At 44.3% G+C, this 12543-nt stretch carries 11 protein-coding genes and 1 tRNA gene; 2 read left to right on the top strand and 10 right to left on the bottom strand.

Features of this window, described 5'->3' with window-relative positions:
- Nucleotides 1-404 precede the first annotated feature (404 nt).
- Nucleotides 405-1691 (bottom strand): Glu/Leu/Phe/Val family dehydrogenase, encoded by a 1287-nt coding sequence (locus P5674_RS11010; protein ID WP_006618755.1) that lies wholly within the window; start codon nt 1689-1691, stop codon nt 405-407.
- Nucleotides 1692-1979: 288 nt separating this feature from the next.
- Here P5674_RS11010 and P5674_RS11005 point away from each other — a divergent pair, with 288 nt between their 5' ends.
- Entirely contained in the window at nt 1980-3098 is a 1119-nt protein-coding gene (locus tag P5674_RS11005) for a TRAP transporter substrate-binding protein (protein ID WP_006618754.1), read from the top strand.
- 5 nt (nt 3099-3103) lie between these two features.
- Here P5674_RS11005 and P5674_RS11000 read toward each other — a convergent pair whose 3' ends face one another.
- From P5674_RS11000 to secG, 7 genes are all read right to left on the bottom strand, one after another.
- Complete coding sequence (locus P5674_RS11000) at nt 3104-4693, bottom strand: bifunctional metallophosphatase/5'-nucleotidase (protein ID WP_006618753.1); 1590 nt, start codon at nt 4691-4693, stop codon at nt 3104-3106.
- Nucleotides 4694-4723: 30 nt separating this feature from the next.
- Nucleotides 4724-5050, bottom strand: coding sequence for a DUF4926 domain-containing protein (locus P5674_RS10995; RefSeq protein ID WP_006618752.1), 327 nt, complete (start codon nt 5048-5050; stop codon nt 4724-4726).
- Between the two features lie 190 nt (nt 5051-5240).
- A complete protein-coding gene (locus P5674_RS10990) occupies nt 5241-5414 on the bottom strand; it encodes a hypothetical protein (protein WP_014275388.1) in 174 nt (57 codons plus the stop codon).
- Between the two features lie 414 nt (nt 5415-5828).
- Nucleotides 5829-6113: an RNA recognition motif domain-containing protein gene (locus P5674_RS10985; RefSeq protein ID WP_006618750.1), complete on the bottom strand. Its 285-nt coding sequence runs from the start codon at nt 6111-6113 to the stop codon at nt 5829-5831.
- A 199-nt stretch (nt 6114-6312) separates the two neighbouring features.
- A tRNA-Ser gene (locus P5674_RS10980) sits at nt 6313-6399 on the bottom strand.
- Nucleotides 6400-6506: 107 nt separating this feature from the next.
- The gene (locus tag P5674_RS10975) at nt 6507-7238 is read right to left on the bottom strand and encodes a hypothetical protein (RefSeq protein WP_006618749.1); all 732 of its coding nucleotides are present in this window, start codon (nt 7236-7238) and stop codon (nt 6507-6509) included.
- Entirely contained in the window at nt 7226-7456 is a 231-nt protein-coding gene (secG, locus tag P5674_RS10970) for a preprotein translocase subunit SecG (protein ID WP_006618748.1), read from the bottom strand. The genes P5674_RS10975 and secG overlap by 13 nt, the downstream gene beginning before the upstream one ends.
- A 62-nt stretch (nt 7457-7518) precedes the next feature.
- Here secG and P5674_RS10965 point away from each other — a divergent pair, with 62 nt between their 5' ends.
- Nucleotides 7519-8967: an MFS transporter gene (locus P5674_RS10965; RefSeq protein ID WP_006618747.1), complete on the top strand. Its 1449-nt coding sequence runs from the start codon at nt 7519-7521 to the stop codon at nt 8965-8967.
- A 21-nt stretch (nt 8968-8988) separates the two neighbouring features.
- On the opposite strand, the gene P5674_RS10960 is transcribed toward P5674_RS10965, so the two are convergent.
- Both P5674_RS10960 and P5674_RS10955 read right to left on the bottom strand, forming a co-directional pair.
- Nucleotides 8989-9723: a M50 family metallopeptidase gene (locus tag P5674_RS10960; RefSeq protein WP_006618746.1), complete on the bottom strand. Its 735-nt coding sequence runs from the start codon at nt 9721-9723 to the stop codon at nt 8989-8991.
- Nucleotides 9724-9833: 110 nt separating this feature from the next.
- Nucleotides 9834-12485 (bottom strand): C39 family peptidase, encoded by a 2652-nt coding sequence (locus P5674_RS10955; RefSeq protein WP_315669994.1) that lies wholly within the window; start codon nt 12483-12485, stop codon nt 9834-9836.
- Between the last annotated feature and the right edge of the window lie 58 nt (nt 12486-12543).

Here is a 12543-nt window from a genome sequence, read left to right as displayed (position 1 = left end):
ACAGCAGAACCCGCCGAAACAGAGAGAGAGGGCGGGTTTATTAATCTTCTGGTGGTTCGATTAATTAACAGCAGAACCCGCCGAAACAGAGAGAGAGGGCGGGTTTATTAATCTTCTGGTGGTTCGATTAATTAACAGCAGAACCCGCCGAAACAGAGAGAGAGGGCGGGTTTATTAATCTTCTGGTGGTTCGATTAATTAACAGCAGAACCCGCCGAAACAGAGAGAGAGGGCGGGTTTATTAATCTTCTGGTGGTTCGATTAATTAACAGCAGAACCCGCCGAAACAGAGAGAGAGGGCGGGTTTATTAATCTTCTGGTGGTTCGATTAATTAACAGCAGAACCCGCCCCTACATGATCGCCGTCTACCAGGGGGAAATAGAGGAATAATGATCAATTATTCCTATGGATAGAGTCCCCTATCCTTAATAGCTTGTGCCACCCGACCGACACCGAGAGTATAGGCAGCAAGTCGTAAAGAGACAGACCGCTGTTGGGAATGTTGGCTAACGCGGTGGTAAGCACTACGGAGTAGTTTTTCCATTTCGCGATTAACCCGTTTTTCATCCCAGAAAAGGAAAGACTGACCTTGTACCCATTCAAGATAGCTAACCACCACACCACCAGCATTAGCAAGGATATCTGGTAAGACAGTAATCCCCCGCCTTTCCAGTATTTGGTCTGCTATGAGAGTAATGGGCGCATTAGCAGCCTCTGCCACTAATTTAGCCTGAATGCGATCGGCATTATCTTCAGTAATTTGGTCTTCCAAAGCAGCAGGAATTAGAACATCACAGGGGAGGGTGAGTAATTCAGCATTGCTAATGCTATCGCTACCAGGAAAACCCACAACAGTTTTCTGGTTATTCACATGAGATTGCAAAGCCGGAATATCCAAGCCATGATCCGCAAAAACCCCGCCAAAGGCATCAGAAACAGCAATAATGTTAGCCCCTGCTTCGTGAAGAAGCTGTGCCGCCGCGCCGCCAACTTTTCCGAATCCCTGAATAGCAATTGTCACACCTTCTAGGGTTTGTCCTTTTTCTAATAAGGCTTCTCTGACAGTAATCATCACCCCGCGTCCGGTCGCCATATCTCGACCTTTTGAACCACCAATAGATAGGGGTTTTCCGGTGACGACACCTAAGACAGCATGACCCATATTCATAGAATAGGTATCCATCATCCAAGCCATTTCTCGTGAGGATGTGCCGATATCGGGTGCAGGGATATCGATCGCCGGACCAATATCTTTAATCAATTCGCTAGTGTAGCGACGGGTGAGGCGTTCCAGTTCCCCTAGGCTATATTGTGCCGGGTCAATAGCAATGCCACCTTTAGCGCCGCCGTAGGGAATCCCTAATAGGGCACATTTCCAGGTCATCAACATCGCCAAGGCTGACAACTCTCCCAGATTAACGGTTGGATGATATCGGGTTCCGCCTTTATAGGGACCGAGGACATCACAGTGCTGCACCCGGTGTCCGGCGAGGATTTGTACTTTTCCATTGTCTAATTTAACCGGAATGGAAACGGTGACGACTTTCCGGGGATGTTCTAAAATCACCAAGATATTTGGGTCCATGGCTAGTTCCCCAGCCGCTTGGTTTAAATAGCTACAGGTGCGATCGAATGGACAAATATAAGCCGGAGTTGGGGATGTGGTCGTTACCTGGGATGATACAACCATAATTTATTAAACCTCTTTATTAATTCATTGTTCAGGCTGAAGCCAGAAGCTAGACAGTACAGCGATCTGTTCTGACCAACTTCTTGATCCCCAGCTAGATTCCCTCATATCTGTACCATAACTTAAAAAAATCTATAAATACAAAATTATGTAAAAATTGTTACAGTTTTAAATTATGTGATATGGTATATCAGCCAAAACTGGCTCAGTGAACCCGTTGGGTTTAAAATTAGATGAAATACTCAAGCCCACTGGCCTAATTTCTCTCACCGAAAGTAAGCAAAAATTATGAAACGTCGAAATATCCTCGGTTATGCTGCCACTGGAGTGGCCACCGCCGCCGCCTTGGCTGCCTGTAGTCCCCAAAATACGGGTCCGGCTGTTCAAAGTGACTCTTTACCACGGGTACGCTGGAAAATGGCTACAAGTTGGCCAACTTCCCTAGATACGCTATATGGCGCTGCTGAACTCATCGCGGAATTGGTCAGTAAACTAACAGACGGAAGATTTACTATACAAACTTTTGCGGCGGGGGAAATTGTGCCGGGGTTACAGGTGTTGGATGCTATTCAACAGGGGACTGTCGAATGTGGCCACACGGCGAGTTATTACTACATTGGTAAAAACCCGGCTTTGACTTTTGGCACTTGTGTTCCCTTCGGACTTAATACGCAGCAACAGATGGCTTGGCTATATCATGGCGGCGGTATTGAGGCGATGAATAAGCTATATGCCGATTTTAATACTATTGCTTTTCCGGCCGGAAATTCTGGGGCTCAGATGGGGGGGTGGTTTAAAAGAGAAGTAAATAATATCGCTGATTTGAATGGTTTAAAAATGCGGATTCCTGGCTTAGGTGGGGAGGTTCTCTCCCGGTTGGGGGTGAATGTTCAGGTTTTACCGGGAGGAGAAATTTTCCTGGCTTTGGAAAGGGGGGCTATTGATGCGGCGGAGTTTGTTGGTCCCTATGATGATGAAAAGTTAGGCTTAAATAATGCGGCGAGGTTATACTATTATCCGGGTTGGTGGGAACCGGGATCTAGTTTTGATTTACAGATTAATTTGGTGGCTTGGAATAGGTTGCCGACGGAGTATCAGGAAATTCTGAAAACAGCCGCGTCGGCGGCTAATATTCAAACTTTAGCTAAGTATGATGTGCAAAACCCTCAAGCGTTGAAAAGGTTGATTGATGGAGGGACTCAGTTAAAGGCTTTTAGCCCAGAAATTTTACAGGCTTCTTTGGCTGCAACTACGGATTTACTGGAGGATATGGCTAGTATAAATTCCTCTTTCCGAGATATTTATGAACCCTGGAAAGAGTTTCGAGATAACATCCGACAGTGGCACGCTGTGGGTGAGTTTGCTTTCAGTAATTTTGTGTCAACACCTATTTTAGAAGGGTTGTAGTAAGGTTAAAGAGGTGCTTTGATGATACGATCGCCTACTGGGGGGTTAATCAGGGGGCGATCGCTTATATAATCAGCCACAACATCTGACAGTAAAAAACCAGTATCTATCTGATTTTTAGACTGTTTGAAAATTTCGTAACCATCGCCGCCTGTCATTAAAAAAGTGTTGGTAACTACCCGATAACTCACACCATCTTCTAGGGGTTTCATGCTACCATCAGGACTGGTGACATTAACTGACATAATCCGCGAACCTATGGGCGCTTCTGGATTCCACATCAGTTGAATTCCAGACACTTGCGGAAAACTTCCCTCTCCCTTTTCTACTCTACTAACACCATGTTCTAACAGTTGTTTAATCTGATTTCCGGTTAAGTCACAACGAGCGATCGTATTTCCGAAGGGGAGAACTTCCATAACTTGACCAAGGGTGATCTTACCCGCCGGAATGCTGGCTCGAATTCCGCCCCCATTAATAATCGCTATTTCCGCACCGTCTGGCTGCATTTTTGCCAGAATTGCATCAGCAATTAGATTTCCTAAGTTGGTCTCAATCGAGCGAATATTTCGGCGATCGCCATCTAGTAAAGTATCAGTTTCACCAATAACTTGATTTCGTAATTCTTCCAGGGGTGCTTGGAAAACTTGCAATTGCGCTTCAAAATCTGGGTCAGGAATAATACTTTCATCCACAGCATGAGGAGAACCCGCCCAAGATATTAGATGACCTCTACCATCAAAAACAACTTGTAAATCCCCTAAATATTTCCCCCATTCCCAATCAGTCACCACTAACACATTATCCCCATTAGGGGAAGTTTCCACCAAAGGATAAGGTTGAGTCGCCCCTGGTATATTTCCTAGGGGAGTGTGGGAATGTCCGCCCACAATTAGATCAACTCCATCCACTTGTTGAGCTAATTTAATATCCTCATAAATACCTAAATGAGTCAGGGCGATGATTTTATTGACACCACGACCTCTGAGAATTTTAACTGTTTTTTTGGCAGCGGCGATCGGATCAATAAACTTAATACCTTCCCCAGGACTAGACAAAATCTCCGTGTCTGGTGTCGTTAACCCGAAAATACCTATTTGTTCACCATTAACATGAACAATAATCCAAGATTCGATTAAATCAGACAGCGGTGAGGTGACATCAATTTCCAGATTAGAGGAAATCATCGGAAACGCCGAACTTCTAATAAACTCCGCTAAGGTTTCCTGTCCTCGGTCAAATTCATGATTTCCGATCGCCACAGCCGCATAATTCATTTGATTATAAAAGGGAACATCTGCTTGACCTAAATACTTATTAAAATACAGAGTTCCCTGGAAAATATCCCCCGCATCTAGCAATAGGGTTGCGGTTTCATTCTCAGCCCGCAGTGTATCAATTAGGGCTTTTCGTCGCGCAATACCACCTAATAAATTATCCCCAACTTCCACCGATTCTAAGCGAGCATGATGGTCGTTTGTATGTAATAATCTTAGGCTAAAATCCTGTGATTTTACCAAAGAATCATGAAAGGCAATTCCTAGAAAAATTGCCCCCACAAATAAAACCCCATACAAGCGTACAGCCCACTTCATGATTATGACTAGATTATCAGTGCAGTTTTATTATACCTTTAATTCTGGCGAATCTGGCTGAGATTGGGGCGCTACAGAAGCATCTAAAACCGCTTGGGGTACTTCGTATTTAGTCCCGCCAAAGAGAGTGCCTAAATTACTTTCATCAGAGGTTTCTCCCATCACCATAAATTGTTCCGGGTTAAGAATCAGGTTTTCATACTCACCCCCCATAGTTAAGTCTACTGAATAACTTTCTTGGGGATTTTGATAACACTCTACAACGGTTCCTACGGTTCCCTTGGGGATAATTTGGCGACCAAAATGGGCTTTTATTTCTATTACGGTTTCAATTCTATCATAGAGTTTAGCTTTCATTGATTTTTGCCTCAATTTTCAAAATCATCACCTACAAAACAACCCTCCCCCAAGGATTAGGGAAGGGTTTAAGTTAGTCGGTAAACTTGTCCAAACAATCAGGTTTAAACTGGGCTTTCCAATACATTTGGGAAGCGTGATCAACAATCAAAGTTATTTGTATAACTGTTGTTATCACCAACCTAATCACCTACTCAGCCTTAGAATCTTGCTCTGAAGATGTTTGTTCACCCTCAGACGGGCGATCGTTGCGGTTGAAGCGCTTATTACGAGATGAGTGGGGGTTGAATCTCTTACGATACTGGCGTGCATTGGCCAGGTTGCGTTCAGCCTTTTCTTTTTTTAAATTACGACGCTTGGCCATCACGATTACCTCATAAAGACATAGTTGTGCTTGAACCTCCCCAATACTAAAACTATGGGGATTCCTGTCTACCCTCAAATGGGGGACAGCGGGACATTCAAGTATCCCTCTAAGCCCTCCAGCCTTGGCAGCTATTGGGCTTACTTTGGTTTTTTGGTTTCCGAGTCGATCGCCTAGCCATATAGCTACGCTCTGCATCTTCCCATTACTTGTCAGTTGTTTAGGCAGGCGGCCAGCATAGCAGTAGTGACTTACTGTGCAGGGATGACTCCGATACTAGAATACTTCCTTGGGTAGATGGTTCTCCGTACTTAATTTGGCTACGCTAGTTCGCCGTGTTTAGGACTGCGAACCGCCTACATCCCCATCGCCGCCGTCACGGACAGGCGATCGCTTTTCGGGTCAAAGTACTTTCTAATATCGTGGTCTGCGGCCCCCTCTATCAGGTTTCTTATCTTCCCGAGGACGAGCTTGGTTAACTCGAATTTCCCGTCCCATCCACTCAGCACCATCAAGTTCTTCGATCGCACGAGTTTCTTCTTCTTCGGTATTCATTTCCACAAACGCAAAACCACGAAACTTTCCAGTTTCGCGATCGGTGGGAAGATGAACCCGTTTCACCGTGCCATATTCTGCGAAGACTTCTTTTAGATCTTCGTCAGTGACATCATAGGATAAGTTCCCTACATAGATTGACATTTGTTTCCTCCAAAATCATTGATAACCGAGGGGACGACAGACCCGGGAGGAACGTCTGCTAATACCTTACGGAAATAACCAGCTAAGATCAACAACAAACTTTACCACCGAATCAACTGTTCTTAGATCATATCTTAGCACCACCAGGGTTAAGCTAAGGAACTCACCTTGATTTATCCCGATCGCATGAGTTAGCGAACGGAGAGGGAGGGATTCGAACCCTCGTTAGAGTCACCCCTAAACAGCATTTCCAGTGCTGCGCCTTCAACCACTCGGCCACCTCTCCAAAACCGTCGCATTTTTTAGTTTTACTCACAAGATATGTATCTTAGCAGAAGCCTATATGATTTGACAATACCCTTAGCAAAATTTCTTGAGATACAGGCTACACCTTCATTCCGGTTCCTGAGCCCTCACATTAAGCCAACCCAGTTGCGTGGGTTGTTCATAAATACGCCGCAGGGTATTCACATCACGGGGGGAAATAGGCGGAGGTTCCCGAACCTGGGAGTAATACATCACATCTGTTTCCATGGGACTATGGCCCCAAATCCCCAGGGCGTGCCCAAATTCGTGGCGAGTGGCTGCCGTGATATACTTCCCGCTTTGGGTAGGACTGAGCCAAATAGTAAAGCGATGGCCCAAAATATAAGAATCTTTCCCAGTAATGGCTTTAAAAAGCTGATATCTGGCTTCCGCAGAACTAGCCCGCAGGTTTCCCGGTTGTAGGGGAGGGCGACGACGGAAAATCTGGATCTCGGCGCGATCGCTATCCTCAATAACTTCTATCGGTAAATAGGGGTTCCAGTCCATCACCGCATCTAAGACCAGATCCCGCCAATTTTCAGCCCCTGGATCAGTAGGGGATTCAATATAGACACGAACTGGAAAACTAGACCAGACCAGATGACCAAATCTAGGCGGCGCTATCTGGTCGAAATAATCACCACTGTCCGTAGGATCTTGCCATTGTTCTAAAGATGGGGGGAGGGGATGGGGATGAAACGGGATTGACAGATCCACAGCAGGCGATCGCCAACCGTAAACTACGATCACAAAAATCGTAAATAGACTCAATCCTATTAGCCGAAGCCTCACCAACCCCAAAATCCCTACCCAAGCCAACCAGCGCTTAAAATCGTGGTTAACCCCATAAATACAATTGCTAGTATCCAGGTAATGCGATTTAGGGTAACTTCCGCTGTTTTCGCGCTAGTAAACAGTTGCGCCTGTCCACCAATTCCCCCAATACCATCACCCTTGGGACTGTGCAGGAGTACCAAAATCACCAACCCTAGGGCCGAGAGTGACCAGATTGCCTGTAATATATCAGTAAGAGCCATAGTTCGTCATCAATTCCGTGCGTTTCGGCTTTCAGTATCTTAACATCAAACAGAACAACTCCATGGATGACTGGGAAATAAGAAACGGCTTAGACCTAAGCACACCCGTAGATTACACAGATTACAATTCTAGTTCAACAGGTAACTCCTACAGTTCATCAGACACTGTTGGGAAAAAGCCTTGTGCGCCGACACAGCCCAACTCAGACCCCCCTGACCCTGAACCAGAAGAGGAACGGGGATTTTTACCGGTTTTGAGAAATGGCAATTTTCTCGCCTTGTGGAGTGGACAGGTTTTCTCTCAACTAGCTGATAAAGTCTACCTAGTCCTGATGATTGCCGTCATCTCTACTGAGTTTCAACAGGCTAACCAGAGTATTAGCGGTTGGGTCTCAGCGGTAATGATTGCCTTTACCATTCCGGCTGTATTATTTGGAGCCGGAGCCGGGGTCTATGTAGACCGCTGGCCCAAAAAACTGGTCTTAGTGCTAACAAATTTGCTGCGAGGTGGGTTAGTTCTTATCCTCCCCATTCTCCTGTGGCTATCTGAAGGGATGAAATTTACCAAGTTCCCCTTGGGATTCTGTTTGCTATTACTGATTACCTTTTTAGTCTCTACTCTCACTCAATTTTTTGCCCCTGCAGAACAGGCGACTATCCCTTTAATTGTTGAACGAAAACATTTACTATCTGCTAATTCCCTATATACAACTACCATGATGGCTTCTGTGATTGTCGGTTTTGCCGTGGGGGAACCGCTTTTAGCTTTAGCCGATACTTTGCTAGAAGGCCTGGGGAGTCAATTACCCGTAGGAAAAGAGTTGATTGTCGGTAGTGGATATGCGATCGCCGGTTTACTATTACTATTGATGAAAACTGGAGAGCAACAAAATATTAGCTCACAAGAACAACCCCACATCCTCGAAGATTTACGCGATGGGATGCGCTATCTACGAGATCATCATGGAGTCCGTAATGCTTTACTGCAATTAGTCATTTTATTTTCCATCTTTGCCGCCTTAGCTGTTTTAGCCGTTAGGGTCGCGGAATTGATTCCTAACCTCAAATCATCACAATTTGGCTTTTTGCTGGCTGCGGGGGGCTTAGGAATGGCGATCGGTGCAGCTATTCTCGGTCATATAGGGCATAAATTTTCTCACTTTAGAATCGCACTATTGGGCTCCATTGGCATGGCTATTTGTTTGGTAGGTTTAGCATTTTTTAGTCAGCAACTAGCACCCGCTTTAGGGTTGATTGCCATGTTAGGCGTATTTGGTGCAATGGTAGGAATTCCCATGCAAACAACCATCCAAGCCGAAACCCCAGAAGAAATGCGCGGTAAAGTGTTTGGCTTACAAAACAATGCCATTAATATTGCTTTGTCACTTCCCCTAGCTTTGGCGGGTATTACCGAAACCTTATTTGGTCTTTCTTCTGTATTCTTGGCTTTAGCTATACTATCTGTAGTGGCAGGTAATTTAACTTGGTATATTTCCAAAAATGAGCGGTGAATATGGGTGGGTAATTAATTGTTAATTCTTGATTATTGACTCATCAGAACCATAGGCTATTTTCAGACTCCACCAGAAAATAGCAGTAGAAATAACCATAATTAAGGCAGCCCAAAACCATTGAGGTAGAAACAAATATTGGGCAATTCTCGCAGTATCAGAGACCAAATTTTGACCATCAATGTTAACCCAACTACTGCCAAATAAATAATGTTTTTGGTGGTAGGTACTCACAATAGCTTGCATTCCCATAAATTGTACAGTAAACGCCTGGATTTTTTTAGGTGTTTGAAAGGCAATGGATAAAATTAATAACCCCCATAGTAATATAGCAAAAACTCCGAACCAAGTCCTAATCCACAATAAAACCGATAGCAACATAATCGAACCCAAAGCCATTAAACACCAGTGGGCTGTTTGAAAACGACGACTAGATAATATTAAAATTCCACCTGCTACAGCGGGACCCAACGGACCACCCATTGCGATTAATGCTCTGGCTAAAGAACCAAAGTTACCCGAATTATATGCGAGACCGGAACCATTAGGAAAAAGTAAGAGTTTATGAAAATTTCCTCCCAGTAAAATAGCAGTTAATCCATGACCCATTTCATGAAACCATGTAGCCAAAATGGAGAAAGGATATAAGACATAATTTCCCCAGTAAAATTGCCATAAGACAATGGTGGTAACAGCGGCAACAATTAACCAAACGACCCCGATTTTAGATGATGATGAGTATTTCAAATCAGACATAAATTATCCCTCTTCTATAGACTGGGGGCTAAAACAGGCCTTAACCCTGATTATATGTTAGCCTGAAATCCAGCAAAGTCACCCCAGGGCCACAAAAGAGGGACATTGAACTAAGGTCGGATGAAATGCGCCCAGACATTGCCATCTGGTCCACAAACTCGATTTAGGTAGCTATAAGAATAAGCAATGCGACGACCTTCGGTGTTGGAATAGCCAGTGTAAGCGTCTCCCCAGGGGTCATGAACGATATAGCCATATCGGTTGTAACCAATAACGGTGACAATATGACCGGAGGGAGTAAAATCTCCGGCTAATACGACCGGACGACTATTAATCAACTCGTTGCGAACCTCAGACCAGCGGCGAGTTGTGCTAAAACTGCTTTGAAAACCATAGGCGCGAATTAAAGCGGATAAAACACTGTGGTTAGTTTGAGAACCTTGTCCAGCATAATCAAAACACCACTGTAAGAGTTCATCTTCTAACTGTCCACCCCATTTAGAACGCACACCATAGTAGTGCATGACCATGGCGATACAGGTAACATTACAAGTAGACCAATAAAATCGGGGATTATCTCGCTGGGAAAAATAGGGGACATTGATTTGCACTTGTGGGGGAGTCGGATCAAAAACTTTTCCCCCTCGTTGAAACTTGACAAACTTGGGAAATATATAACCGGTATTACCAAAATTCGGCAATTCTTCAGTTAAGGCGACTCGGACATGGCTTTGCTCTATACTGTAGCTACTAACACCATAAACCCGACCCAGAGGAAGGGTAGTTTTTTCTGATTCTGCTAGTTGTCCTGAGTCTACGGGGCGTTTTTTGAGGACGGTGGTTTCCCTCATGGTCATGGTAATAGCATCGGGGTTATATGCGATCGCTTTTCCATCTCGCAATAAACTCACGTGCTGCCAATAAACATAACCCACATTACCAAAACCGGGGATAGATTGGTCTAGTGTGACCCGGAAATGACCGAGTAAGGAAGCATATCCGCGAATAGCAAAAGTTTGTCCTAATAGTAACTCAGCAAATTGATCAGGTGCTAAATTGGCAGAATCAATCGGTTGCGCCTTAATTCGGGTAGTGGTGGTCACCAGCATTTGAGCGCTAATATTAGTGTCGGGAACTTCCTCCATGTCAAAAGCTAAGGTGGTGGTTCCTTGGCGCAACCGAACATGACCCCGGAAAAAATAGCCAAAGGAACCAATGGGAGGAATCCCATTTTCTAACAATAGTTTTAAGTGACCATCTACCAGACCATATTTGATTACTTTAAATGTTTGACCAGCGGGGACGGTGACTTTTTGTTCAGAACCGAGTAAATTAGCATCAAGGGGTGATACTTTAAATAGGGTATCTTCTATAACATCAAGTTGTAGAGATTCCCCTACGGTCATGGCATTTTCACTGACGGTAATATTGACAATCTGACTTCCCACCAGTTGACCTTGAGCATCTGTGGCTTTAAGGCGCAGCCATCGATATCCGGGTTCACTAAATCCGGCTTCTAAATTAACCGTCCAGGTTCCGGCTTGTCGATTTATCACTACTTCTAAAGGATAACGGTCTTCGGCTACTAAAGAAACGGCGATCGCTTGTTGACCATCAAATTTACCTTTCAGAACCACAGGTGTATTTATTAACACTTCTGGGGGTCCATCATAGGTAAGGCTAGGAGTCGGAGAATAGGAAGCCGTAGCGCGGTTTAATTGCACAAAATCAGGAAAGAAATAACCAGTATTACCAAAACCTGGGAAATTTTCAGTTAAGGCAACTTTCAGATGTCCCTCTTCAGTGGTGTAACTTTGTACCCCATAAATCATTCCGGCGGGAAGGGTAACTTGTTCTTCTGGAGATAAATAGGCGGAGTCAATGGGGCGTTTTTTAAACAGGGTGGTATTAATAATAGTTAGGGTAATGGCATTATGATCAAAGGTGATTTCCCGGTCTCCCTGAAACATTTGCAAATGGTAGCGATACAAGTAGCCTACATGACCATAACCGGGGAGTGATTCGGTGAGTGTTACCCGAAAATGATCAGCTACACAGGCGTAACCTAGGGCTAGATAACTACTACCTTGGCTGAGGGGATAAATGGCATTGTCCGGCAGTTTTGATCTATCATCGGGACTACGTTTAATGACTGTATCATGAGTTATCAATATCAGTTTAGTTCCGGGAGGATTGGGGGGGATATCATCCCGATTAAACCAGAGAATTTGGGAACCTTGCATCAGTAAAATATCTGACCGATAGAAATAACCATTTCTTCCTAAGTTACCCAGGGGATTAGTTAGTTGAATCGCAAAGTGATCATTTTGTACTTCGTAGCTATCAACTGCTAATATTTCTCCAGTTGACAAATCATATTTTTGCTCTGATGCCAGTCTATCAGTGGCTATAGCCTCATGTTTAAATGATGTATTTTTGAGGATAATTAATTGAGGAGATAAACCGATATTAAGCCCGGTATTACCTACAGTAAACTCAGCCAAAGTGTCAGCCACAATCTTACCGGATTTGTCTTTGCCTTGAACTCTTAACCAGCGTTTTCCAGCGGTATTAAAGCCTTTAGGCATGGGAATAAACCAAATCCCTAATCGAGGACTTAGTTGGGTAGGTAAAGGATATTGATCCTCAGCCAGAACCGAAATAGTATCAATGTATTGACTAGCGTAGTTGCCAATCAAAACCACAGGTTGATCGATGATAATATCGTTAGGGCCGAGATAGCTCAGGATAGTTTCACTCATCTTCCTAAAAACCGTAGGGGTAAGAACCGTAGGGTGTCTAAGGGCGCATTTGACATTA

Source organism: Limnospira sp. PMC 289.06 (assembly GCF_032350395.1).
Lineage (GTDB): Bacteria > Cyanobacteriota > Cyanobacteriia > Cyanobacteriales > Microcoleaceae > Limnospira > Limnospira platensis.
The sequence above is the reverse complement of the archived record's forward strand: the minus strand, read 5'-3'. Positions and strand labels throughout refer to the sequence as shown.